This is a genomic window from Methylobacterium dankookense, assembly GCF_902141855.1.
Lineage (GTDB): Bacteria > Pseudomonadota > Alphaproteobacteria > Rhizobiales > Beijerinckiaceae > Methylobacterium > Methylobacterium dankookense.
This window is the reverse complement of the sequence record NZ_CABFVH010000022.1, coordinates 44,057-66,861: the sequence shown is the minus strand read 5'-3', so window position 1 is coordinate 66,861 and position 22,805 is coordinate 44,057. Positions and strand designations below refer to the sequence as shown.

Below are 22,805 nucleotides of genomic sequence, written 5' to 3'. Positions count from 1 at the left end.
AGCGTTGCACCGCCGCGAGCGCCGCAAGCCTCGCTCGGGTGGGACACGAGCGAAAGGCCCGGCATGTTCGCCTATTTCGTCGATCGGCCCATTCTGGCCGGCGCGATCTCGTTCCTGATCACTCTGATCGGTGCCGTGGCGGGTCTGAGCCTGCCGACCGCGCAGTTCCCGCAGATCTCGCCGCCGATCATCACCGTTGAGGCGACCTATCCCGGCGCCAGCGCCCAGCAGGCCTACGAGGCGATCGCGATCCCGCTGGAGCAGGAGATCAACGGCGCCCAGAACCTGATCTACATCTATTCCTTCAGCAACACCGACGGCAGCGTCGTTCTCTACGCCACCTTCGCGGTCGGCTCGGACCTGAACGCGGCCGCCGCCGACGTGCTCACCCGCGCCAACCGCGCCGAGGCGCGGCTGCCGCAAGCGGTGCGCGATCAGGGCCTGCAGATCACCAAGAGCTCGCGCCAGCAGCTCGGCAACGTCGTCCTCTACAGCGAGGACGATCAGTACGACGAGCTGTTCCTGTCGAACTGGGCCGAGACGCAGGTGATCAAGCCGCTGCGCCGTGTCGAGGGGATGGGGCGCATCGTCAACCTCTCGAACAAGCGCTACGCCATGCGCGTCTGGCTCGATCCGGCCAAGATGGAGGCGCTCGGCATCGGTCCCCAGGCCGTCGTCGAGGCCGTGCGCCAGCAGAATGCGCAGATCACCACCGGCTCCCTCGGCAAGCCGCCGATGGAGGATGCGCCGCCCTTGGAACTGCAGATCGTGACCAAGGGGCGGCTGGTCGAGACGAGCGAGTTCGAGAATATCGTGCTGCGCGCCAACCCCGGCGGGTCCGTCGTGCGCATCCGCGACGTCGCCCGGGTGGAGCTCGGCTCGGAGCAGTACGGGGTGCGCTCAAGTTTCGACAACAAGCCCTCGGCGGCGCTGCGCCTGTACCAGAACCCGCAAGCCAACGCCGTCGAGGTGATGCAGGGCGTGCGTGCCACCATGAAGGAGCTCGCCAAACGCTTTCCGCCCGGCCTGAAGTACGAGATCGCTCTCGACCGCACGGAGTTCGTGAAGGAGGCGATCCGAGAGGTCTACAAGACCCTGCTCGAAGCCATCGCGCTCGTGGTGCTCGTCACCTACCTGTTCCTGCAGAATTGGCGCGCCACGCTGATCCCGGCGATCGCGGTGCCGGTGGCGCTCGTCGGAACCTTCGGCCCCATGGCGGTGCTCGGCTTCTCGCTCAACACCTTGAGCCTGCTCGGCCTCGTGCTCGCGGTGGGGCTGGTGGTCGACGATGCCATCATCGTCGTCGAGAACACCGAGCGCCTGATGGGCGAGGGACGAACGCCACGGGAAGCCGCGCGCGAGGCCGTGACCGAGGTAGCTGGCCCCGTGATCGCCACCACGCTGGTGCTCGCGGCCCTGTTCGTGCCGGTCGCCTTCATCCCCGGCTTGACGGGCCAGCTCTACAACCAGTTCGCGCTCACCATCGCGGTGTCGGTGCTGATCTCGGCCGTGGTGTCCCTGACCCTGACGCCAGCCCTTTGCGGCCTGCTGCTCAGGCCCGGCCACGGCGGGGAGGCGAAGCGGTGGTGGCGCATGCCCCTGCGCTGGTTCGATGCCGCGCTCCAGCGCGGCGCGGACAGCGTCGTGGCCGCGATCGGGGCGCTCTCGCGTCACCTCGTGATCACCGGCCTCGTGTTTCTCGGCTTTGCCGCCGGCACCTACTGGCTGGTATCGCAGCGCCCGTCGGCCTTCGTGCCGCAGGAGGACCAGGGCTACTTCTTCGTCGACATCGCCATGCCGAAGGGCGCCTCGGTGGGGCGCACGACGGCGCTGGTCAAGGAGGTCGGCACGTTCGTGCGTGAGCAGCCCGCGGTGGCAAACACCCTCGGCGTCGTCGGACGCGGCATCCTGTCCGAGTCGATCGCGCCGTTCTACGGCTTCCAGATCCCGGCCCTGAAGCCCTGGAGCGAGCGTAAGGAGAGCGCCGATCAGGTCATCGCTGCGGTCAAGGCCAAGTTCAAGAACCATCCGGACGGCGAGATCCGCATCGTCGATCCGTCACCCCTGCCCGGGCTCGGCTCCCGCGGCGGCCTGACGGTCGAACTCCAGGACCGGAGCGGCGCGGGTGGCCTCAAGCTGGCCCAAGCGGCCGATCGCTTCGTCGCCGAGCTCCAGAAGTTGCCCGAAATCGGCAGCGCCGTTCCCATCACTAGCTACGGCGTACCACAGGTGCGGCTCGACATCGACCGGGCCAAAGCCGAGCAGCTCGGCGTGCCCCTTCAGCGCCTGTTCGACGCCCTCGGCACCTATGTGGGCTCGTCCTTCGTCAACCTCTTCAACCGGTTCGGCTTCGTCTACCAGGTCTATGTCCAGAGCGAGGCTTCGGGCCGACGCAAAATCGCGGATCTCGAGCGTCTGACCGTGCTGAACAGCCAGGGTGAGCCGGTGCGGATCGGCTCTCTGGTGACACCGCGCTTCGTCAGCGGTCCGACGGCGGTGTTGTCCTACAATACCTACCCGGCCGTGGAGATCGCCGTCGAGACCGCCGAGTCATCGAGCTCGGGATCGGCGATCGCGGCGGTGGAGCGATTGGCAGGGAAGACGCTCGGGAACGACTACGCCATCGAGTGGACGGAGGTCGCCTACCAGCAGAAACTCGCGGGGGGCTATGCGCCCGTGATCTTCGGGCTCGGCGTGCTGATGGTCTTCGTGCTGCTCGCCGGGCAGTACGAGAGCCTGAGGCTGCCCTTCGTGGTGATCCTGGCCACGCCGTTGGCGATCTTCGGGGCGGTTGGTTCGCTGGCGTTGCGCGACCTGCCGCTCGACATCTTCGGGCAGATCGGCCTGCTCCTGCTGGTCGGACTCGCGGCCAAGAACTCGATCCTGCTCGTCTCCTTCGCCGAGGAGGCCCGCGCGACCGGCGTGGATGCCCTGAAGGCTGCGCAGGACGCCGCTCATCTGCGCATCCGGCCGATCCTGATGACGGCCTTCGCCTTCATCCTCGGCTCGGTGCCGTTGGCCGCCGCCAGCGGAGCGGGCGCGAACGCGCGCATCTCGATCGGGACCGTGGTCATCGGTGGCCTGTTTGTGGCCACGATCCTAACCTTGTTCGTGACCCCCGTCTTCTACGTCGCAGCGGAGCGTGTGCGATGGCGGGGCAAGGACCGCGACGAGCGCAGCCCCGACGCTGAAGACGCCGCGGCATTGCCGGCGGAATAGAGAGCGGTTCACCGTCGCGGCAGACGAGCATGGCGCACGGCAACGATCAAGCCAGAAAGGGCAACCATGCGCGTCTACAAGGTCACCGGCATGACCGGCGACGAGTGCGAGCGCAGGATCGCCCGAGCGATCATGGATCAGCTCGGAGAGGACACGGTCGTGAGAGCGGATTCCCGAACGGGCGAGGTCCGGGTGGACGCATCCGCCGATCCGCAGATCGTGGTCTTTGCCATAGATGGTGCGGGCTACTCGGTCGACGCGGTCGGGGAGGATTGAGTGGAGGCTGGAGTGGGGTTGAGCCGCGCGGCTGGATCGGCCAGCACGGGAGCCGGTGGTGGGTTCGTATCGAACGCTCCTCACGGCAAACAGCGTCCTATTTGCCTTCGCAAGCGGGAGCGAGGGTGGTGAAAACGGCGAGCTCGCCGTCTCAGCGCCGGTGGCCCTTCTCCTCGCCCGACCTCCGGTATGGCTTGCTCAGGTGATCCAGCGGGTTGGTACGCGAGCGCCTTGTTCCGGTCAGGCCGGTATTTCCGGGCATCACCTTCGTGGTGGGCTTCAAGGCGCGAGGCGGCGCGATGTCCGTCGGCGGCCGCGTACCTTCCGGGATGTCTGCCTGTCTCGGCTGATCCCGTCGGTCCGAGATGGCTTGCGCCTGCGACGGCAGCAGCGGGATTAAGATCAGCGCGAGGAGGCCCAGGCTCCTCGGCATGACATCCGCGACGACGTTCCCTAACTTGGCGCGCCAATCAGGACTTTGCGATCCAAGCACAATCGAAGTCTGCCACATCTTTATGCTTTCTTGATTGCTTCTCGCCATCGTCAGCGGCAACAAGATTTCTAACTTTTAGTTGGCCGCTGATTGCGGCCAACACGCATCTGTCCAGAACTACAGATTGAAGAAGTCCGCTTGATCGTGCGCAGAAGCTCTGCTGCGATCTAATCGCAGACGCGAACCCGGCGGATGTAGGTTCCGCCATAAGCTCCGATGAAGCGCCGCCGCACGAGGTGGCAGTCACCACCGTAATAGGCTGGGTAACCATACCCGTAAGCCGCAGGGTAGCCGTATCCGTAGCCGTAGTAGGCCGGGCTCGCGGCCAAAGCTCCGAGCGCGAAACCACCGAGCAGACCCGCCGCACCGTAACCGAAGTGGCCGTGGCGACGGTAGCCATAATGGCCTCCATAGCCACCGTGCCCCCCGTAGAAGCCATGGCGCAGTCCATGACCGCCGAACCCACCGTGGCCGCCGAACCCGCCGTGACCGCCGAACCCGCCGTGACCGCCGAACCCGCTATGCCCGCCAACCCCGCTATGACCGCCAAACCCGCCGTGGTGCTGCGCAGCGGCTGGGATAGATCCCACAATGCTACCGGTCAGCAACGCAAGCGCGGCGTAACCAGTGATACGGGCCGCTCTGAACCTGACGTGCATGGCACATTTTCCTCATCGAGCATCATCCAGGGACATAGGTCATCTGCCGGATGGGAGCTCGCCGCACCCATCTTGAGCAGGCCTGGGCAGTCGTGAATCAACGGCGGAGGTGCAGCAAGGTTCACAGAGGTAGGAGCGGAGCGTTTTGGCGATATCTCCAACTCCTCTGGTCCTAGCCGATCCTCTCACCGACCCGGTCCGAAGCCTGCCGGTCAGGTGACGGGCATCACGGGCACTTTGGTCACGGTTGGGCTATCGTCAGTTCGTCGAAGGCTATGGGGACGATGCGGATTATGCACCCGGTTGGGGCCACGGCTACGGTGGCTGGGGTCACGGCGGCCACTTCGGCGGACATCGCTCCCACTGACTCATTACTCGAAGGACGCGTACCTGGTATTCCCCTTCAGCCCCGCCGACCCAGTGGGGCTTTTCTGTGCAGGACAGGCTCGGACCTTGGTGGGCCGTCGCAGGACTGGCTGGATCGGAGGTGATTCAATTGCCGCGATACTCCGGAGCCACTTCCGCCGCTCGCTCCTGCTGCATTCACCTGACTTCGCCCGTGTTACCAAATCCGGCGAGAGCCACGGCGCAGGGGCCGTTCACATACCAGTAGATTGAGAGGCGCTCAAAATTCAGTCCGGGCGAGTGTCGAGAAAGGGCTGAGTAGCAGCAAGGCAACTCGTCACGAACAACGATGTCGGGCAGGATAAGATCATGGCGGCTAGGCATATAGCGTTGGGCAAAGGACCAGTAGCACAGTGCCGGACTCCCTAATCCCGATTTTGTTTCTCGCGGCAAGAATATTCCGGATGGTGCTTATGTGCTGCAAGTTCTCGAAGTGCATTGTTGCCGCCGTGACTCTCGCAGGGCTGACTGCTTTACCCGCGAGCAGCTTGGCAGCATCCTCGGATCTTAGCATGCTGACGCGATTGCTCACGCCGGCCGACCTCATGCTGATGATTGGAAATGTCTGCACCGCTCGCGATCCCTCCTTTCTGGCCGAAACGGCCGGCAAGCGGGGAGACTTTCGCTTCTACGCGCAGGAAGTGAAGGACGAAGTCAGCCACGGCGTCCCCGCCGCCGAGAACCTCCTCGTCCTGAGACAAGCAGCCGATGTCGCCAAGGCAGGGGCGCTGAAAGCCATCGAGAGCTTGCGATCCGACAGCCCGGACACCGAACTGTCTGCCATCAATGCCTGGTGCGACACGATCGTGAAATCCCTCGTGCGAGAGTATATCCGCACCCATGATGACCGTCACGCCGAATTCGAACTGCTGTTGGCGCGAGCAAAGGCTCGGGCAACTCCTGATTGACACGATAGGCTGACTGATCTCGCCGACGATGCCATCCGCGCACGATAGATCGGCATCGCAAGCACCGGTCAGTACCGGATCGTCGCGCGCAGGCCGAACACGGCCGCGTTCCGGATCCGCCGACCATCCATCTCGCGCGGATTGGCGCCGCCGCCGCTGGGCCGGAACACGTACTGAAAGTCCGGCTGCACGGTAACGCCAGGGCCGAGGACGGCTTGGTAGCTGACCTCCAGCACGGCCTCGCTGCTGCGCCGCGGTGCAGGCGTGCCGCCGAAGAGAAGGGTGTCGCGATCAAACCCTCGGGCGTTCTTCGAGATACGCTCGATGGCGAAAGCGACGCCGACCGTATCGTCCGAGCGGCCGGGCAGCAGGCCCTTATAGCCGATGCCGGCATCGAGGTAGAGGTCAAGCAGATTGCGATCGGAGGGCGAACCGGACAGGCGGACGAATACGCTGGCGCCATCGTTCGGGTCGTCGGGCTCCCGGTAGATCGTCTGATCGATGATTCCGTAGATGCCGCTGTTGCCCCGGAAGCGGCGCGCAAGGCCGCTGCTGGACGGGTTGGCAAGCGAGCCTCCGCTCCGATCGAAGCGAAGACTGCCGAAGCGGCCGAAATGATACCAGCCGCCCAGCGTCACCGTGCCGGGCTCGATGTTGTCATCGGCCTCGAGACCGTAGGCATACGCGGCCTCCGCAATCACCAGAGCAGGATCGTTCGTGCGGAAGTTCGTGCCGGTGCGGTTGCGCCGCTGTGGGTCGGGGTCGTTGCCGCGGCGCGGCGGTCCCGCCGGGTCACCGTCGTAGATGCCGGCTTGCAGCGAGAAACTCCGGTTCGGCACGTACTTCGCACGCACGGCCGGAACGGCGAGCGGATAGATCGGTCCGCCACTCGGAATGACGGAGGCCATGATGTTGGGCCAGCCGAAGGTCGAATTGAGGAACAGGGTTCCTGTTTGGCTGACGGCGAATTCGGTGTCGGTCGCGAGTTGGCCGACCCTGATCCCGAGTTGGCCGTCGAAAAACCTCTGCTCGACCCAGAGTTCGTAGAGCCGGGAGGACGGCAGCGCCTCGATCGCGCTGACCGACATGAAGTTGTCGACGTAGTGGCGCGACAGGCCGGTGCCGTGGATCTGGTAGAGGTTGGTGTGGAAAGCCGCGTCCCGCCAACCTATCAGGGTGTCCAGGTCGGCGTCGAACTGGAAGTCGAGACGGCCCTCTGCGATGCCGCCGCGCCGTGCGCCGCCGGTGACGTTTCCGAAGCTCTCGCCGACATAGGTGAAGCTGTACGCGATGCCTCTCGTCCTCAGGAAGCTACGGGCCGCGAACGGATCGCCATACGGCTCCAATAGATCCTGGATCGAGGTGTTCAGGTTCGCGGACGGCCTGGCCGAGAAGTCGGGCTGGGCGACTGAGGTCTGGGGATCGTTGCCGGCTCCTCCCGGCCGGCCGAGGAAGTTCGGTTCGGCCGCGATCCGCGCAGTTTCCTCTAGAGGCGTTTGCGCCCCTGCCGCCTGGGCGAGGGCGAGAGCAAGAGCCAGCCATAGGGCAAGGGAGCGCTGCAAGGGCGGCACGTGGGGACGATCATTCTCGGAAAACACGCCACCGGCAGAGGGCACATTCTCATGCGTAGCCCCCACTTCGATGACGCTACACCAGTCGGCCGTCTGCCGTCTCGCACCGGTATCCCGAAGCTCATCGCCTCGGGCGCGCCCTGATCTCTCGTCCCGCAGTCGGGATCTGCCTCTCAGGGACGCACCACATGACTTTTAGAGGGTTCACTTGCCCAGGCCAGGGCCAACCCGCTGTCGACCGGCAGGCGAAGCGAGATGATTTTCTCTGGCGTCGACCAACACCGGGTCGAGTGCGCCGGCCCCAACACCGGCGTCGCGTCGGCTGAACTCGCTACGCCCGCAAGCGCGGCACGAGGCGCTTGCCCAGGCCCGCCAACGTCAGGGTACGTCTGCCGTCACACGGCTCTATGCTCCGCGCGCCGACATCGAGGCCACTCTCACTGGCAATCGGCAGCTTCGGTCTATGCCCAGCACCCCAGACCGGCATGGCAAGGGTCGGCTGCAGCACGGCGCGACGGCGGCGGCTGAGTGATGGGTTGGAGAGGCGTCCATGGTAGCGGCACCCTGCAGGGTGCTGCCAGGGGAGGGTTCATGGCCGCACTTGTCGCCGGACTTGGCGCGAATTGAGGCAGCTCTCTGCCGCATAAAGGGTCACCATGCCGCGAGCGAGGCAACCGTTACGGCAGCCAGGCCATTGGAAGGATGCACGTAGGTGCCCCCGCGTCAATGGAGACGATCATGCCCCAGAAAGCCCACACGGAAGCCGCCGAGCATCACGAGAAGGCGGCTAAGTCGCATCGAACCGCCGCCGAGCATCACGGCAAGGGCGACCACGCCGCCGGTCACAAGCACTCGACTGAGGCCCACGGTCACTCGACCACCGCCCATGAGCATTCGACGAAGGCACACGGCAAGAGCGGCGAGCACCACAAGTAGGGGTTAGCCGACGCAAGCCCGCCTTCGGTCTGTTCCGGTTGAGGGCGGGCATTCTGCCAGCGGTTGCAAACTCGGTCCGGCAGCGTGCCGCCTGGACCCGTTTCGCGTCTCCTCGCTAGCCTGCGCCACCATGAGCGCTGCGTTACCGAGGGCGTTTCGGGAGGATTTGTGGTTGGCTGATGATGGGTAAGGAGTCGATGGCTCCCGCCTCACGCCCCAAGATCGAGGAGGCTCTGGGCAAGTACGAAGGCTGATCCGAGAAACAGAAGGACGCCCGCGGCCGACAACGTGCCTGATCGCAATTCTCCACGACGCAAGTCAGCCTGCGCCGCAAGGCTCACCTCGGGTTGCCCAGTTCGCAGAAGGTGTCGGGACGAACCGATACTGGAAGAAGGGCGACACCGCCGGCTGCGCTTCAGAAGACAACATCCGTCATTCCTCGGGGTGCAAAGCCGGACCCTTATCGACCGGCAGGCGAGCCTCTACGAGTTCGTCGCGTGTCGGCAGGCTGCGCACATCCCAGCCGCCCCCCAGGGCCCGGATCAGCGCAACGGCCGTGGTTAAGCGGGCGGCCTGGATCTGCAGCGCGGCTACCCGGTTGCTGAGCTCGATCGCCTGGGCCGTGACGACGGTGGTGTAGTTCTGCGTGCCGGCCCGGTACTCGTTGAGTGCGATCTCCACGGCACGCGTGGCGGATGCCACTGCAGCCTGTTGCGCCACCTGCTGCCGTGCCAGAATGCGCGCTCCCGAAAGGCCGTCCTCAACCTCGCGGAACGCCGTCAGCACCGTCTGCCGATACGTCGCGACGGCAACCTCATAGGCTGCCCGTGCTGTCTGCAGGGCAGCCGAGCGGGCGCCGCCATCGAACAGCACCTCCGTTGCGGCCGCGGTCACCGACCAGAACTGGTTCTCGGCCGCAAACAGCGCAGCGGCTGGATCGCCCGAGAGGCCGCCGGAGGCCGACAGGCGCACGCTCGGGTAGAAGGCCGCCACAGCGACGCCGATCTGCTCGCTCTGCGCCTGAACTAGGCGCTCGGCCTGAGCAATGTCCGGGCGCCGCTCCAGCAGCGTCGAGGGCAGGCTCACAGGCACCCCGGGCGGCCGTGCGGCGAGCTGTCCGCGGGGGATCGTGATCTCCGACGGCGGCCGGCCGCTCAGGATCGCGATGGCATGCGCGAATGTGGCCCGGCGCAGCTCAACTGCAATGGCCGAGGCTTCGGTTGTCTGGAGCTGGGTCTGCGCGGTGATCACGTCCGAGCGCGCGGCGACACCGGCCGCGTACTGGTTCTGGGTGATCGCGAGGCTGCGCTTGTAGCCCGCGACGGTGTCGTTCAGGAGCCGCTGGAGCGACTCCTGGTAACGCAGCTGAAAATAGTTTGTGGCGAGCTCCGCTTGGCTCGTGAGGCGGATCAGCGCCAGGCTGGCCGCGCTGGCCTGAGCGGAGGCCGTCCCGCTCTCGATCTGGCGGCGGATGCGGCCGAACAGGTCGAGCTCCCAGCTGGCCGAGCCTTGCAGGGTCAGGGTGGTGCGTGCCTCGTTGCCACTCCCGGATTGCCGGATGCTGGGGGCGCCGATCACGGTCGGGAATAGCTGGGCGCGAGCTTGCTGGACCACGGCTCTGGCCTGCTCGTATCGGAAGATCGCCTGGCGCAGGGTCTGGTTGTCGACATCGACAGCGCGGATCAGGCCGTCGAGCACGGGATCGCGGAAGACCGACCACCAGGTGCCGCGCGCGACAGCGTCGTCCGGCTTGGCCACCCGCCAACCTGGCGCAGGGGAACTGCCGGCCTCCTTGAAGGCCAGCGGGGTCTCGGCCGAAGGGCGCGCGTAGTCCGGTCCGACGAGGCAGGCCGAGGTCAGCCCGGCAAGCGTCAGCACTCCGACGAGGCGCAAGCCCCGCGCGCGCATCATCTGCGCGGCCGCCGAGTGGTGGCTGGCGGGTCTTGGAGGGCTCCGGTGTCCCGTGTGGACCAGTCGGGCAACCCGACAATCTCGACCATGACGGTCAGAGGGCTCCCCCCGCTTCAGCGTTCCGACCGTTGAGCACGGCCCACGCGCTGTCCGCCTCGATGGCGGCGCGCCATATCACGGTTTTCCCGGATCCAGTAGGGTGAGAGGATGTCGCCCTCTTCGGTCACGATCCAGGGCCGTGCCTCCGGGTCGTGCAGCGCGTCCACAGCCGCGCAGAGCGCCTCGCGCAAGGTCGCGAACTCCCGACCCTGTCGGGTCTGCCCCGTCCCCGCTTCAAGCCAGATCGTCAGCTCGGCCCGCTTGTCGAGGTCGTCAGCCGTCATGCCTGGCTCCTCTGGCTCCTGTCGTGTGTCCCGAGGGGCTAACGCCGGCAGGTGGCATCTATTCGGCGGGCATGGAGCGGCTGTGTGACCGGCCGCGGCCACAAGTGCGAGCTACCAGGCGATCGCACCTTCCGTTCAGGTGCAGTTCAAAGGTGCACACCGAGGCTGACGATACGACGGCACGATACCCGTGCCTTTCACCCAGGAGAGAATGCAAATGACGGACGCGCCTCGCTTCAAAGCGGCCCTGACCGCCGGTCTGTTCGCCCTGGCGGTCGGTATCGGCTTCGTGTCGCTGTCAGAGCCGGCCGCCGCTCAGGGTCATGGCTATGGTCATTCCCGCGGCTACGGCGGATCCTACGGTCGCCACGGCGGCTCCGGCCGGCACGGCTATTCTGGTGGCCATGGACGGTCTTACGGCCGCCACGGAGGGTTTGGCCGCGGCTTTGGCTATGGGGGAGGTCACAGACGCTCCTTCGGCGGCCATGGCAGTCATGGAGGACAGGGCTACTGACCCTGCTCCGCCCCAGCGAACCATCAGCCCCGCGGTCGACGCGACCGAGGTGGCGGTGATGAGCGTGCCCCGGAACAAGGCAGGGCGGGGAGCGCCCGGTGAGACTGTGGCGCGAGCCGCCCAGCATCGTCGCGACCGCCACCTCTACGAAGGCCCACTCAAGTTCCCCGCTGCGATCCAGAGTGTATGGGTACGTCCCATTTGGCGTCAGAGAGAATACGGATCCTAATTCCGGCTTGAGCGTTAGTATTCGCGATAAAGACAAGGGAGGTCACGGTGACAATGAAAACGCCTACGGTTTTGCTGCTGACGTCGGTACTCGCGCTCGCACCAGCGACAGCCATGGCTCAGCACGTCGACGTCAACCCGGGTGGGATACAGGTTCAGGGCGGGGGCCACGGTCCTGCCGTGGTGGAGGAACGTCGCGATAGCGGTCACCATGAACGTCGGGAAGGGCTCCACGAGGAGCGGCGTGAAGGCCACGACGGCGGCGGACACCATGAAGAGCGGCACTAAAAGCGTCTGATTGATTATCCATCACCTGTTGATCGCGAGGCCTCCATTTGGCGCGCGCCTTGCGCTCAACAACATCGTGCTGTGGAACTGATCGAGGATTACAAAGACTTACTCAGCAGCAGGGTTCAATTTAGTCTGCTTGTAAGCTGAACTTAAGTTTTGGGCCCTCGCAGGCGGTGATATAAAGCGCGCACCGCGTCCATGTAGTCCTGATCCTGGTTCTTGGCGCAGAAGGCTCGCAGGAAGCCCACTTGCTCCTGCAGCGGGAAGGATGGCGGTGTGAGATCAAGTCCCTCGTCCACGCCCTGAGGCGCCCGGATCAATGCGCCGCTCATGAAGCCCTGCGCCCACGCGAAGTAATCACGCTGAAGCGCGGGATTTTCTCCGATTTCCTGATTGAAGCGGGCGCAGCTCGAGGCGCCGAGGCCAACGATCTTGACCGTCTCGGCCGTAGCAGGAGTTGATAACAGAATGGCAAGGGCTGCCGCCGCAATGCTCAGGATCGGAGTTTTCGTTCGGTTCATCGGATGACCTTGGGGTGGCGTTTATTGAACGTCAACCGAAGCGCCTCCGCCTCGGTCCGGGTTATCGGCCAGCCCCGCCCGAGCGCTGCTGCGTTTTGCATCGAGCCTCACGATCGATGTTGGCTTCATATTCGGCCAATGCCTCATAGAGGGCGCTTTTGCTAACCTTCCGGCAGGCGGCCGCTTCGCGCACCTTCAGGCCCTGCCCGATCAGCACCGGGGCTGTGCGCAAAATCCCTGGGGTGACTACGGGCTTGCGGCCGCCCTTGCCGCTAGCGGGCTGCGGCGGCGCTCAGCCCGACCCGCGTGCGCTCGCAAATGAGATCGCGTTCGAACGGACCTGGTGCTCCGAAGATGTGGAAGATCAACCGTCCGTTCGGGGTCGTGGTGTCGATCTGCCCGGTCAGGGAGCGCAGGGCCGCCCCTCTCCCCTCGAAGATCCTGCACGGTGTCGGCGAGGGCCGCCAGCACGGGCAGCCATCGACGATCCTGAGCGCTTCAAACGCTCTCGCGACGTCGGGCCGCATCTCGGTCTTGTCCCACGGCGTTACCAGTCGGGCGAAGTCGACGACACCGTGCAGCATCTCGAAGTGCGTCGACCGGCGGGGCAGAACGCTGCTGTACGAAGCCGCCGACGTGATGCTGACGCGCTGCAGGCAGCCCCTGAAGCTGAAGGCTCGGGCTCTGGCCATCGCGAAGCGCTGGACGATGCGCAAGGCACGCATCGTGCTCGTGCCGGCTGGCGATCATCATGCACGCGATGCTGCGGCAGGGCTCCGAGTTCAGGCCTGCGTAGCGGCTGACATCCCCGGCCAGGAGGCCGAACCGAACTCCCGAGCGGGAGCGACGCCCGAGGGAGGGAGCAGAAGATGGCATCGATTTTTTTAGCATGCGGCCTTGTGCCGGCTGCGCTTTCAACCGAGCCGCTCTGCACCCGGCTGACCCCATCAAGTGCCGCACGAGAACGGAGAGAACGCAGGCACCCGAAAGCGTCGAACGCTCAGGATCGAGCTGCCGCCCATCGATCCATTAGAGGACGAAATCGACCGAAAGCCGACGCGCGGTCAGGTCTGGCTCAAGATCGTCTGGTAGACTGGAGCGACGAGCGAGCATTGCGTGCAGCGGCGCGTCCACACCTATCGCGACTACATCGATCTCGACCGTCTGCGGGACCGGATCACGGCGCTCAACCCTGCGGGGCTGATGAACAAGGCGGTCGCGGCGCGGCTGAACGCCGAGGGCTTCGTCGCGGCACGCGGCTGTGCGTTCGCGGGCGGCAACGTCTGGCTGCTGCGGCAGCGCTTCGGCATTGCCACGGTCGAGATCAACGGCGTGAGCGCCAATCCACCGCGCTGGCCGGACGAGGACTACTCGATCCGGGGAGCGGCCGTTGTGCTCGGGGTGAGGGAGCAGACGGTGTTCAAGTACCTGGCTCGCGGCGACCTGAGCGGACGGCAATCAGCGAAGGGGCAGCCCTGGCAGATCACCCCGACCCCGGAGATGATCGAGGCGCTCCACGCTCGCGCACAACGCAACAAGCGATCAAGGAGGGAGACATCATGACAGCGTCGGGAACCTTGACCCGCAGGAGGCATCCTCACATGATGGACGCTACCCAGAACAATTCAAGCGAGCGCGTCGTTGCACGAGGCGACGCAGAACGGTGCGAACCATATCTGGCATCCGGTGCTGGACCCGGCACCCTGCGTCGGAGAATACCCGTGATGCCGTCGCCCCATCGCCCATCTCCCCGGCTCGGGGCTCTGATCGCCTCGATCACGATTGCGGCCCCGCTTTCGGCCCCGCTGCCGGCCCGCGCTCAGAGCGTCGCCGAGATGGCGGCCCGGATGGACGCGATGCAGCGGCAGATGCAGGCCATGCAGCAGGAACTCGCCGCCCTGCGCCGGCAGGCGGGGACCCAGCGGGCGGCGCTCGCCGGCGAGACCCGGGAGCGCCGGGTCCTGTCGCGGGAGCAGACCCGGCTCGCCGCCCGGACCGAGCACCAGCAGCGCGTGGCCCAGGTGGGCGGCCCCGGCGGGGCGCGGCCCGCCGTCAGCGCGCGCGCCCCGGTGATCCTCGCCAACGACCTCGTCTGCAACGCCGGCAGCTACGCGCTCGGACCGGCGATCTGCTTCACCCCCGGGGGCTTCGTCGAGCTCGCGGGCATCTTCCGCAATCCCAACGTCGTCTCGGACGTCGCCACCGACTTCAACGGCATCCCGTTCCGCAACGGCCCCCGCTCGCGCGAGAGCGAGTTCCGCTTCTCCGCCCGGCAGAGTCGCCTGAGCGGGCTGTTCACCGCGAAGGTCGAGCCGACGCTCCAGATATCGGGCTATTACGAGATCGACTTCCTGGCGGCCGGCACCACCTCGAACTCGCGCGAGAGCAACAGCTACACGCCGCGCATTCGGCAGATCTTCGCCAGCGTCGACGCCCTCGATACCGGCTGGCACGTCCTAGCCGGGCAGGCCTGGAGCCTGATCACCACGGACCTGTCGGGCATCACGCCGCTCAAGGAGCAGATCCCGCTCACCATCGACGCGCAATACGTGCCGGGCTTCAACTGGACCCGCAACCCGCAGGTGCGCGTGGTCAAGGACATCGCCCCGGGGCTGTGGGCCGGATTGTCCGCGGAATCGCCCCAGAGCGTGCTGCCGCCGAGCCCCTTCGCGGCCCCGAGCCTCGTCAACGTCAACAACACCGGCGACGCGGCGGGCCTACTCAACAATGCCACCACCTATTCGAACAACAGCGCCCCCGACATCATCGGCAAGCTCGCCCTCGAGCCGGGTTTTGGCCACTTCGAGCTCAAGGGTCTGGTGCGCTTCTTCGACGACCGGCTGAGCCCGACCAACCTCACCGCCGCGGTCCGCCTCCCCGGTCGGTCCGACACCGCACTCGGCTACGGCATCGGCGGCGCCGCGACGGTGCCGGTGATCGACAAACGCCTCGACCTCCAGGTCAGCGGCCTCGTCGGCCAGGGCATCGGCCGCTACGGCTCGGCGCAGCTGCCGGATTTCGCGCTGAAGGCCGATGGGTCGATCGCGCCGCTGCCCACCTTCCAGCTGCTCGCCGGCGCGGTCGCCCATGTCCAGCCCGGCACCGACGTCTACGTCTATGCCGGCTGGGAGCACGTGGCGCGGGCGGGCGCCTTCGACACCACGGGCTACGGCTCGCCCACTCTGGTGGTGACGGGCTGCGACGTCGAGGGCGCGGCGAGCGGAACCTGCCAGGCGGAGAGCCGCGACATCCGTCAGATCACCGGCGGCTTCTGGCACGACCTGTACAAGGGCAGCTACGGCCGCCTCGTGGCCGGGGCCCAGGTCTCCTACACCGAGCGCGACGCGTTCCAGGGGGCGTCCGGTGTCCAGCCGTCCAACCACCTCGTCACCGGCCTGACCTCACTCCGATACTACCCGTTCTGAGACCAGCCATAGGACTGAGTTGATTGGCCTGCCGCGATCAGCGATGTTCCATAGCCAGCCCTTATGCGAATGGCGGCACCCGAGTTTGGCTTGGCTCTCTTCAGCAGCTGTTAGCGGAATTCCTCAAGGCCGCAGCGCCTTGATCCAAGCCTGCACCGGATCCATCACGAACGACACGTACGCCGCCCACGTCCGCGCCCACCCATTCAGGGGCAAGTCGTCGTTGGGGCGGGCTGCCATCAAGGCCGCCACGTAGGCGTCCTCGTGGGGCTTGCACTCGTCCAGGGCGTTCCGCTCACGACCGGGTCGGCTGCCGCGTTCCGGCTGCCGGTCGTAGGCCTCGCGTACGCAGCCATGCCATGTCCGCTCCAAGGCTGGCAGTTCGGCCGGCTCGGCCGCCAGGGCCGAGACCGGCCCGGCCAGGATCGCGAGGAGGACCATGCCTCGGACAGGTATCGTTTGATTACTCATCGGACGCGCCGGACGGCTGCGCGTCCATCACAGCAGCGGCTATGGTTGTGCCGCCGATCGCCTGCCGGAGCTCATGTTGAGCCACGCCGTCGGCCAGCGCCACCAAGACAGCCACCAGCGCCACGGCGAGGGCAATGCGAACAAGGATCGGGCGGGTAGGCATAGGCGGCATCCAGAGGCCCAACCGGTGTATCAGAGGCCCTTGAGCACGGCTGCCGCGCTCGGAGCACACTAGGTACAGAAAGCGAACGGCAGAGCCTGCGCCACGGGCGTAGTGCCAGCATCAGCTCATGAAAAAACCCGCCGACCTGAGGCGGCGAGTTGTTGCAGGGCCCACGCTCTTCGATCCGGAGTGTCGATTGCCGCTCGAAGAGCCACTATCCCTGCCGGTCGTGGTTGGGTGGACCGTCCTGGTCCGCATCAGCGATGCGCGACGTTCGGGGGCTGGTGCCGTGATGTCTCATGGCTGACCTCCTCTCCGGTGCCGGCGCCGCATGCGATGCGCGCCGAGACCTTCAGGCTAGGAGCGTCCGCCAGGGTGTTGTTCATCTCGTGGCGGGCGGACCGCAGTGAGAACCATCAGGAAGCAAGCCGGCCTTAGGCATAGGGGCCGCCGAACAGATCACCCAATGCCTTCCGGCGAAACAGCGTGCGCCATCGCCGCCTCTGATGCTCCAGCCGGTCGTGGATCATATGGCAGCGCTGGCAGAAGGCAGCGAGGTTGGCGTCAGTGTTGTTCGAGGTGTCGTGATCGCGATGGGCAGCGGCAAGAATGACCCGCGTTCGTCGAGCCTGACCGAGGATGTCGATCCCTGCTGCGATCCGGATCCGTCTCCCCCAGCCGTCACGCCAGCGTCCGACATCTGCGTCCCACCAGCGGCCATCGCCGAGGTGGTAGACCATCCGCCCGTGCGGCCGTCCGCAGCCCTCACAGCAGCCTCTCGCTCGCCCGAACCGGATCGCGATCGAGAGCTGCGGCCAGTCGATGGGGTAGAAGAAGCAGTGCTCGGGCCGGATCGGCATGCTCTCTCGATCCGGTCAGGCAACTGCCCTGCCCCGTACGGTGGCAGAGATCTGCCGCACGGCTGCCTCGGCGCGCATACGGGCAAGCTCGTCCCCCAACGCGGTGTTCTCGGCATGAAGCCGCCCAGCATCCGCCGCGGTTTCCACCCGCATGTCCTGAGCAGCCGCCAGCTGTTGGCGCAGCTCCGCCACCTCGAGTTCAAGGGCGAGGTGATGGGCATCGGGTAAGGATATTACCGTCGGCGCAGTGGCGCCCATTCGAGGGCGAGAACCGCGATGCCGATAGTGCCCAGCGTCCCGGCCAGCATGACGAGGAAGGCCGCGGTGGTCATTCAGTACCGGATCCGCTAACCGCGCCGGCTGCCGCCGCGCTCAAGGCCGCTGCCAGGACTGCAACAAGGGCGGCCTCGATCATCGCAGGCGTCTCCCGTCCTCGGGTACCGCGGATAGATCGACGTTGTAGCCCTTCGCGGCGAGGGCCTCGAGCACGAGGTACTTTACCGTGACCCGGCGGTTTAGCGCTTCCTGGCGCAACGCTGTCCACACCGTATCCGGCACCTCGAATTTAAGGGCCGTACCCTTGGCAGGCGCAGCAGGGGCAAGTGGGACTTTGGGTTCTTGGGCAATCGGGACTGCTGAGGCTGCAGCAGGCATGGGCTCAGCTGTTGGATGCACCGGCTCCTCGACCCGCGCCTCGGGCGCGGACGAGGGCCGGGTGAAGCCCAGGTCGCTGGTAGCCACAGCGAGCTGCTGAGCATCCTCGGGCGAGATCCGGGGTCGCGGGCGCGGTGCGGGCTGGAAGGCGGGCTTTATCATCGTGCTCAGGCCGCCTGCTGATGGACTGCCAAGACCTCGAGGAGCTCACCCAGCGCGCCGGCAACCTCCTGGAGGGCCTTGGGATCGCCGTCCGGGTGGGCGGGCGTAGCGCCGGTGAAGTGGATTGACTGATAGGCCGCCCGCTGGATGACTTCGGTACGCAGGACCGGAATGCTGGCGGACTGGATCTCCTGCCGGGCGTGCTGCGCCACGCGGCTCTGCAGAGGTGACATCTGCGTGAGAGCCACTCGAGCGGGGATCGGCCGGCGCAGCATCTTCTCCGCGCGCTGCACCACCTCGTACGTGCGGAACACCTCCTGCAGGTCCATGCCCGAGACCTTGGACGGGATCAGCACGAGGTCGCTCTCGGCAATGGCATACGTGACGGCCTGCGAGGCCGCGCCTTCGAGATCCACGAACACGAGGCTGTAGCGCGAGGCGGCGTCGGAAATCCGGTCGAGGACCGTCTTCTCGGTCACGTCAGCGATGACGTCAACGCGACAGTCTTCTCCGGCGCGCTCGCGCCAGGAGGCGACATGCCCATTCGGATCCGCGTCGATGATGGCGACACTACCGCCCTGGCGCGCGTAGGCGTCCGCCAGACAGATCACGAGCGTTGTCTTCCCGACGCCGCCCTTGGTCGAGCAAACGGATATGACCGCCATTGCCCCAGCTCCCTGTTGCGCGCCTTCCCCAGCGCCCAAGCGAGCTGAAGCCCAAATGGTCAACGAACCCTTAACCCTAGCGCCCCGATGGGCAAGCTCCCCTTTGGGCTTCTGGGCTCAGGGGTGAGCACCCATAAACCCTTGAGCCCGTAAGAGCGGGTGGGTTGATGGGCGATGGACCTGATGGACATCAGGGCGAAGGTTCGAATGGGTAGATGGCCTGAAGCCCACCTGCCCCTCAGGGTTACAGGATTTCGACGGACCGGTTCAGGCCGCGACGTTGACTTAGCAGCGTCGCCCGGACGACATGAGCGGTCCCGGTTACGCTCGATCTGTCGAGTCGTGAGTCGGGGAAGGAGATGATCGCCGCGGAAACGAGACCCTGAAACGACTACGGGCCCCCCGTCGCCAAACGAGGAGCCCGCGAAATCGAGTGGTCTGTGAGGACCGTTTCCAATCCCTCACAAGCCACATGGCACCCCCGGGTGTCAAGGCGGAACGCCAATTCCGCCAACGATGAAGTCGTGCTTTGTGGAAAGGGTACCCACACAGTGGGCATCCCTTGCTCTGCCGCGGCCCTGCGAAGGGCCAGGACGATGTTTGCTGAGGAGATCCGCCGACAGGCGGAGATAGCCCCCCAAGCCGCGCTGCCGACCGTGACGGCTGCGCTCTGGCGCGCCTATAGCGAAGGGAAGATCACCGAGGCCGAGGCCGAGGCGCTGTCCGGGCTGATCGAGGCACGCACCGACGCGCCGGCGTCCCGACGGGTTTCCCTGGCCGCGCCAGCTACCTCTAACAAAAGCGATAGCCCGCCCGCTCAAGATCGCGCAGCGTCAGCTAGGAGGGCCGTCGGCTCGCGCCCGCGCACAGATGCCTCGATGGAGCGCCGTCGCCGCTGGGCTGCCTCGGGGCGGCTTCCGCCGGGGCTCGCGGCCCGGTTCACACTGGCCGAGCAGGCGGTTCTCGCCCTCGTGGCGGCCGAGACCGTGCGCCGGAAGGACTGTCGGCTTTCGATCGAGAACATGGCTGCGGTCGCAGGTGTGTGCCGCTCCACCGTGAAGAACGCGATCCGCGAGGCGCGTCGGCTCGGGCTGCTGACCGTCGAGGAGCGCCAGATCACGGGCTTCCGCAACGATACGAACGTAGCCCGCATCATTTCGGCCGAGTGGCTCGCCTGGATCCGGCTGGCGCGGCACGGCGATCCGCTCTCGAAGCGAGAAGGGCAGGCCGAACCATCCACACTTCGAGGGGGAGGGGTCAAAAGCGTGACCAGCACGCCTACTGGAGTTCTAACCCTGTCAGAACCGGGGAAAACGGAAACGTCAAAATGCTGCCGGAGGGCAGCGGGCGACCTCGATCGATCCGATCAGACGCGAATCCGCGCGGGTGGTGGCACGGGCCGAGCCATGCGCTGAGGGTCTGACGCCGGACGATCTGACGAACGCACCGGCTCGGTGGGCGCTCGAGGGGCGTAGTCTGTCCGGACATCGGATGAGGGCCTGATCGGTCCATGGGTGTGACCCAGAGGACGGGAGGAATTGAGATTCTGGAGGTGGGCCGCTCGCCTGCGCGCCGGCCTTAGCAGGGACGGAGGAAGGGGGCGTCGGGTCGTCCGACGAAAATCCCGGGAAAGACGAACACGACAGTCACCCGGCGCCGACGCGCCGCGGTGACCGCTCGGGCTCGCTCCGCTCCCCTCGCACCTGAGGAACCTCACAATGACCAACACCGTGCCCGCCGGCGCGCATGATCCCGCACGCCCACCAGCCTCACAGGAGGGGTTGGAAGCGCTGCTCGAGATCCTGCCGCACCGGCACAAGCCCGGTCTCCGGGCCGCGCTGTCAGGCCCGGACCCGAGCCGGCCGAACTACGGACACGTCTTCGTCCGACAGGAACTCCTGGCTTCCGCGCTCGGCCTGATCGGCCTCGGTCCGTCCTGGATCCGGCCTGGTGAGCCGATCCCGATCCGCTTCGACCTCGAATACGACGCCCGGCTCGGGCCGCGCCTCGTGATCTCCGCCAGCGACTGGCCGACGCCGGCCCAAGCCGCCGCCGACGCGGAGCTCCGTCGATCCCTGGAAGAGCAAGGCAGGTGGTGGCAGAGTCGCGCCCCTGAACGGCTGCGCCAGCTCTTCGCCCTGGTACCCGAGGACGACGGCCCGCGCTGGGCTGCCCTGGCGCTACAGCTCCAGAACCTGGACGAATGCCGGATCGTGTCTCTCGCCGTGCGGCCGGTCGACCTCGATGATGCCGATGCCGTGCATCAGGCCCTGCGCGATGCGGCGGAGTTCATCCAGTGGACCGGCGCGGACGCGGTGCTGGTCGTCACCGGCGATCGTCGGACCGGCGGGCGGGCGTTCAGCGACCCGCGCGTGGTCGAGGCCGCATGCGATCTCGGCGGAGCGCTGATCACGCTCGCCGGGCCGGTGCCGACGCTCGTCGACGCGCTCGCCTGGCGCTCTTCCCCGATCCCCGGCGCGGTGCAGGCTGCGATCGAGGAGGTGCTGCGCGGCGAGCTCACCCGGGCCGACCGGCCCCGGCTCGACCGGATCGAGGAGGTGCTCACCCGCCCCCGCATGGCCCCCGGCATTGAGGCGTGGCCCTCGGACGCGCCGTTCTGATCCTCCGCGCGGCCCGGACGCGTGTCGCGCCCGGGCCGGCCCCGGGACGGCTCACCCCTGTCCCGGTCCCTCTTCCTCAAAGATCCGAACCTCGAACCCCTATGCGTATCCACGAATTCCGCCGCGCCCCGCCGGCCACACTCGAGAGCGAGCCACCACCCGAGCGGTCCCGGTCCGGCCGCGCGCCGCCACCGGACCCGGAAGGGCCGGTCCTCGATCTGCACGAGCTCTGGGCCCGCGCCGGCAGCGCCGTGCGCACCGGGCTGCCGCGGCGGTTTCGCGTCTGCGCCACCGTCACCCGAGTGCTGCCCCGGTGGCACGGCAGCCACGATCTCGAGCTTCGGCCAACGCATGGCTTCCTCGGCAGCAACGCGCCGGTCCTGAACGCCCGCATCGGTGCGGACGCTCGCGACGCGATCGCCGCCGCGCTCGAGCGGCCGTTCGATCCAACGGAGCTCGAACATCGGGACATCACGCTGACCTGCACGGCCTCCTGGCTGTCGGACGCCCGGCTGCGGCTCAACGTCAGTGCGATCGAGCCGGCGCGGCGGGTGTCCGAGGCCGAACTGGAGCGCGCCCGCATCCTCGATGGTCTGAGGCGGGCGGGTCTGCTCGAGGCGCAGCGCCGGCTGTCGAGCCCGGCCCACCTCGAGCGCGTCAGCGTGCTGCACCCGCCAGGCCAGGGTTGGGACGACGTCGCCGCGACGCTGCAAGCCCTGGCGGCCGCCGGTATCCTGCAGGTCGACGACCTGGAATGCCGGTTTGACGGGCCCGGGGCGGTGCCTGCCCTGATACGACGCCTGGACGAGGCCGCCGCCCTGCACCGGGGCCGCGAGGATCGCGGCCTGGTGCTGCTGGTGCGCGGCGGTGGCAGCCCGGCCGGCGCGCTCGGCGCCCGCGAGGTCGCGGCGGCGATCACCACGCTCACCGTGCCGGTGGTGGCTGCGGTCGGGCACCGCACCGACGCTGCAACCATCGCCGACATCGTCGCCTGGGCGAGCCTGCCGACGCCCTCGGAGGCGCGCCATCTCGTTCTCACCCTGCTGGACGGCTCGGCCGCACGCGCCGAGGCCACCTGGACCGAGCTGCAGGCGGCGTTGGATGAGTTCGAGCGATCCGTGCACCGGTTAGGCATCGCCGGCTGCGAGGCGGTCGCGGACGCGGCCGAGGCCTGTCTCGAAGCGGCGAAGCGGCGGGCGGAGTCGACCGCGCGTGCGATCGAGTGCGGCTTGGAACAGACCCTGACCCTGCTGGCTATCCCGGATCGGGCCGCGCGCGCCGCACCGGACCAGTCGGCCCCTTGGCCGGAGGGCCTCGTCCGGCTCAGCGACGCCGCCGGCGGACCGATCTTCGGCCCGGAGGCCGCGGTTGGGCCACTCACCCTGACGTTCGCGGACGGGCGCAGCCTCACCGTCGCGGTCGTCGCATCCCACGACCCGAGCACCACCCACTGAACCGTACGGAGATCA

21 protein-coding genes and 1 pseudogene are annotated in these 22,805 nt (G+C 66.9%); 10 read left to right on the top strand and 12 right to left on the bottom strand.

All coding sequences use genetic code 11. The features are described 5' to 3' along the window. Positions 1 to 63 precede the first annotated feature (63 nt). On the top strand, positions 64 to 3,219 hold the full coding sequence (locus tag MTDSW087_RS16920; RefSeq protein WP_053622091.1) for an efflux RND transporter permease subunit: 3,156 nt from the start codon (positions 64 to 66) through the stop codon (positions 3,217 to 3,219). 66 nt (positions 3,220 to 3,285) lie between these two features. Further along, the gene (locus tag MTDSW087_RS16915; protein ID WP_053622090.1) at positions 3,286 to 3,495 is read left to right on the top strand and encodes a heavy-metal-associated domain-containing protein; all 210 of its coding nucleotides are present in this window, start codon (positions 3,286 to 3,288) and stop codon (positions 3,493 to 3,495) included. Between the two features lie 151 nt (positions 3,496 to 3,646). Here the strand turns inward: MTDSW087_RS16915 and MTDSW087_RS16910 are convergent, their stop codons facing one another. Next, positions 3,647 to 4,006 carry a hypothetical protein gene (locus MTDSW087_RS16910; RefSeq protein WP_142583744.1) on the bottom strand — a complete coding sequence of 120 codons (360 nt, stop codon included), beginning with the start codon at positions 4,004 to 4,006 and terminating at the stop codon, positions 3,647 to 3,649. Between the two features lie 149 nt (positions 4,007 to 4,155). Next, positions 4,156 to 4,647: a hypothetical protein gene (locus MTDSW087_RS30210; protein WP_186383877.1), complete on the bottom strand. Its 492-nt coding sequence runs from the start codon at positions 4,645 to 4,647 to the stop codon at positions 4,156 to 4,158. Positions 4,648 to 5,564: 917 nt separating this feature from the next. Between MTDSW087_RS30210 and MTDSW087_RS16900 the strand changes: the two genes are divergently transcribed. Continuing rightward, on the top strand, positions 5,565 to 5,960 hold the full coding sequence (locus MTDSW087_RS16900) for a hypothetical protein (RefSeq protein ID WP_053622088.1): 396 nt from the start codon (positions 5,565 to 5,567) through the stop codon (positions 5,958 to 5,960). 68 nt (positions 5,961 to 6,028) lie between these two features. On the opposite strand, the gene MTDSW087_RS16895 is transcribed toward MTDSW087_RS16900, so the two are convergent. After that, the gene (locus MTDSW087_RS16895) at positions 6,029 to 7,522 is read right to left on the bottom strand and encodes a carbohydrate porin (RefSeq protein WP_053622087.1); all 1,494 of its coding nucleotides are present in this window, start codon (positions 7,520 to 7,522) and stop codon (positions 6,029 to 6,031) included. Positions 7,523 to 8,269: 747 nt separating this feature from the next. Between MTDSW087_RS16895 and MTDSW087_RS16890 the strand changes: the two genes are divergently transcribed. Beyond that, positions 8,270 to 8,467, top strand: a complete 198-nt coding sequence (locus MTDSW087_RS16890; protein ID WP_053622096.1) for a hypothetical protein — start codon at positions 8,270 to 8,272, stop codon at positions 8,465 to 8,467. Positions 8,468 to 8,899: 432 nt separating this feature from the next. Here MTDSW087_RS16890 and MTDSW087_RS16885 read toward each other — a convergent pair whose 3' ends face one another. The 4 genes from MTDSW087_RS16885 to MTDSW087_RS31445 form a co-directional block, all read right to left on the bottom strand. Further along, the gene (locus tag MTDSW087_RS16885; RefSeq protein ID WP_053622095.1) at positions 8,900 to 10,375 is read right to left on the bottom strand and encodes an efflux transporter outer membrane subunit; all 1,476 of its coding nucleotides are present in this window, start codon (positions 10,373 to 10,375) and stop codon (positions 8,900 to 8,902) included. A gap of 116 nt (positions 10,376 to 10,491) precedes the next feature. Beyond that, a complete protein-coding gene (locus tag MTDSW087_RS16880) occupies positions 10,492 to 10,761 on the bottom strand; it encodes a hypothetical protein (RefSeq protein ID WP_053609210.1) in 270 nt (89 codons plus the stop codon). A gap of 1,182 nt (positions 10,762 to 11,943) precedes the next feature. Beyond that, complete coding sequence (locus MTDSW087_RS16870; protein ID WP_053622086.1) at positions 11,944 to 12,315, bottom strand: hypothetical protein; 372 nt, start codon at positions 12,313 to 12,315, stop codon at positions 11,944 to 11,946. Positions 12,316 to 12,587: 272 nt separating this feature from the next. After that, positions 12,588 to 12,842 carry a recombinase family protein gene (locus tag MTDSW087_RS31445; RefSeq protein WP_142585899.1) on the bottom strand — a complete coding sequence of 85 codons (255 nt, stop codon included), beginning with the start codon at positions 12,840 to 12,842 and terminating at the stop codon, positions 12,588 to 12,590. Here MTDSW087_RS31445 and MTDSW087_RS16860 point away from each other — a divergent pair. The 3 genes and pseudogenes from MTDSW087_RS16860 to MTDSW087_RS16850 all read left to right on the top strand — a co-directional run. Further along, positions 12,789 to 13,111, top strand: a pseudogene (locus tag MTDSW087_RS16860) (transposase); the annotation flags it as partial. The gene MTDSW087_RS31445 and the pseudogene MTDSW087_RS16860 overlap by 54 nt on opposite strands. A gap of 320 nt (positions 13,112 to 13,431) precedes the next feature. After that, a complete protein-coding gene (locus MTDSW087_RS16855) occupies positions 13,432 to 13,878 on the top strand; it encodes a hypothetical protein (RefSeq protein WP_142585896.1) in 447 nt (148 codons plus the stop codon). 161 nt (positions 13,879 to 14,039) lie between these two features. Further along, positions 14,040 to 15,740 (top strand): hypothetical protein, encoded by a 1,701-nt coding sequence (locus MTDSW087_RS16850; RefSeq protein WP_142585897.1) that lies wholly within the window; start codon positions 14,040 to 14,042, stop codon positions 15,738 to 15,740. A gap of 123 nt (positions 15,741 to 15,863) precedes the next feature. Here the strand turns inward: MTDSW087_RS16850 and MTDSW087_RS16845 are convergent, their stop codons facing one another. The 5 genes from MTDSW087_RS16845 to MTDSW087_RS16830 all read right to left on the bottom strand — a co-directional run bounded on the left by MTDSW087_RS16845 (position 15,864) and on the right by MTDSW087_RS16830 (position 18,715). Next, positions 15,864 to 16,181, bottom strand: a complete 318-nt coding sequence (locus MTDSW087_RS16845) for a hypothetical protein (RefSeq protein ID WP_238178970.1) — start codon at positions 16,179 to 16,181, stop codon at positions 15,864 to 15,866. Between the two features lie 22 nt (positions 16,182 to 16,203). After that, a complete protein-coding gene (locus MTDSW087_RS30205) occupies positions 16,204 to 16,374 on the bottom strand; it encodes a hypothetical protein (RefSeq protein WP_163006263.1) in 171 nt (56 codons plus the stop codon). Positions 16,375 to 16,808: 434 nt separating this feature from the next. Next, positions 16,809 to 17,234: a hypothetical protein gene (locus MTDSW087_RS16840; protein WP_053608425.1), complete on the bottom strand. Its 426-nt coding sequence runs from the start codon at positions 17,232 to 17,234 to the stop codon at positions 16,809 to 16,811. Between the two features lie 15 nt (positions 17,235 to 17,249). Beyond that, positions 17,250 to 17,492 carry a hypothetical protein gene (locus MTDSW087_RS30605; RefSeq protein WP_078946958.1) on the bottom strand — a complete coding sequence of 81 codons (243 nt, stop codon included), beginning with the start codon at positions 17,490 to 17,492 and terminating at the stop codon, positions 17,250 to 17,252. Between the two features lie 563 nt (positions 17,493 to 18,055). Next, on the bottom strand, positions 18,056 to 18,715 hold the full coding sequence (locus tag MTDSW087_RS16830) for a ParA family protein (RefSeq protein ID WP_053608426.1): 660 nt from the start codon (positions 18,713 to 18,715) through the stop codon (positions 18,056 to 18,058). A 596-nt stretch (positions 18,716 to 19,311) separates the two neighbouring features. On the opposite strand from MTDSW087_RS16830, the gene MTDSW087_RS16825 reads away from it, so the two are divergent. The 3 genes from MTDSW087_RS16825 to MTDSW087_RS16815 all read left to right on the top strand — a co-directional run bounded on the left by MTDSW087_RS16825 (position 19,312) and on the right by MTDSW087_RS16815 (position 22,790). After that, positions 19,312 to 20,130: a helix-turn-helix domain-containing protein gene (locus tag MTDSW087_RS16825; protein WP_053608427.1), complete on the top strand. Its 819-nt coding sequence runs from the start codon at positions 19,312 to 19,314 to the stop codon at positions 20,128 to 20,130. 303 nt (positions 20,131 to 20,433) lie between these two features. Next, a complete protein-coding gene (locus MTDSW087_RS16820) occupies positions 20,434 to 21,336 on the top strand; it encodes a hypothetical protein (RefSeq protein ID WP_142584640.1) in 903 nt (300 codons plus the stop codon). Between the two features lie 101 nt (positions 21,337 to 21,437). Continuing rightward, positions 21,438 to 22,790, top strand: coding sequence for an exodeoxyribonuclease VII large subunit (locus MTDSW087_RS16815; protein WP_053608429.1), 1,353 nt, complete (start codon positions 21,438 to 21,440; stop codon positions 22,788 to 22,790). Positions 22,791 to 22,805: the final 15 nt, after the last annotated feature.

Coding starts and splice junctions, on each gene's coding strand:
- MTDSW087_RS16885 (WP_053622095.1), bottom strand. CDS start 10,375: ATGCGCGCGCGGGGCTTGCGCCTCGTCGGAGTGCTGACGCTTGCCGGG.
- MTDSW087_RS16840 (WP_053608425.1), bottom strand. CDS start 17,234: ATGCCGATCCGGCCCGAGCACTGCTTCTTCTACCCCATCGACTGGCCG.
- MTDSW087_RS16920 (WP_053622091.1), top strand. CDS start 64: ATGTTCGCCTATTTCGTCGATCGGCCCATTCTGGCCGGCGCGATCTCG.
- MTDSW087_RS30205 (WP_163006263.1), bottom strand. CDS start 16,374: ATGCCTACCCGCCCGATCCTTGTTCGCATTGCCCTCGCCGTGGCGCTG.
- MTDSW087_RS16880 (WP_053609210.1), bottom strand. CDS start 10,761: ATGACGGCTGACGACCTCGACAAGCGGGCCGAGCTGACGATCTGGCTT.
- MTDSW087_RS16845 (WP_238178970.1), bottom strand. CDS start 16,181: ATGGTCCTCCTCGCGATCCTGGCCGGGCCGGTCTCGGCCCTGGCGGCC.
- MTDSW087_RS16820 (WP_142584640.1), top strand. CDS start 20,434: ATGACCAACACCGTGCCCGCCGGCGCGCATGATCCCGCACGCCCACCA.
- MTDSW087_RS16915 (WP_053622090.1), top strand. CDS start 3,286: ATGCGCGTCTACAAGGTCACCGGCATGACCGGCGACGAGTGCGAGCGC.
- MTDSW087_RS16850 (WP_142585897.1), top strand. CDS start 14,040: ATGCCGTCGCCCCATCGCCCATCTCCCCGGCTCGGGGCTCTGATCGCC.
- MTDSW087_RS30605 (WP_078946958.1), bottom strand. CDS start 17,492: ATGGGCGCCACTGCGCCGACGGTAATATCCTTACCCGATGCCCATCAC.
- MTDSW087_RS16890 (WP_053622096.1), top strand. CDS start 8,270: ATGCCCCAGAAAGCCCACACGGAAGCCGCCGAGCATCACGAGAAGGCG.
- MTDSW087_RS31445 (WP_142585899.1), bottom strand. CDS start 12,842: ATGCGGCCCGACGTCGCGAGAGCGTTTGAAGCGCTCAGGATCGTCGAT.
- MTDSW087_RS16910 (WP_142583744.1), bottom strand. CDS start 4,006: ATGTGGCAGACTTCGATTGTGCTTGGATCGCAAAGTCCTGATTGGCGC.
- MTDSW087_RS16870 (WP_053622086.1), bottom strand. CDS start 12,315: ATGAACCGAACGAAAACTCCGATCCTGAGCATTGCGGCGGCAGCCCTT.
- MTDSW087_RS16815 (WP_053608429.1), top strand. CDS start 21,438: ATGCGTATCCACGAATTCCGCCGCGCCCCGCCGGCCACACTCGAGAGC.
- MTDSW087_RS16900 (WP_053622088.1), top strand. CDS start 5,565: ATGCTGACGCGATTGCTCACGCCGGCCGACCTCATGCTGATGATTGGA.
- MTDSW087_RS16825 (WP_053608427.1), top strand. CDS start 19,312: ATGTTTGCTGAGGAGATCCGCCGACAGGCGGAGATAGCCCCCCAAGCC.
- MTDSW087_RS30210 (WP_186383877.1), bottom strand. CDS start 4,647: ATGCACGTCAGGTTCAGAGCGGCCCGTATCACTGGTTACGCCGCGCTT.
- MTDSW087_RS16830 (WP_053608426.1), bottom strand. CDS start 18,715: ATGGCGGTCATATCCGTTTGCTCGACCAAGGGCGGCGTCGGGAAGACA.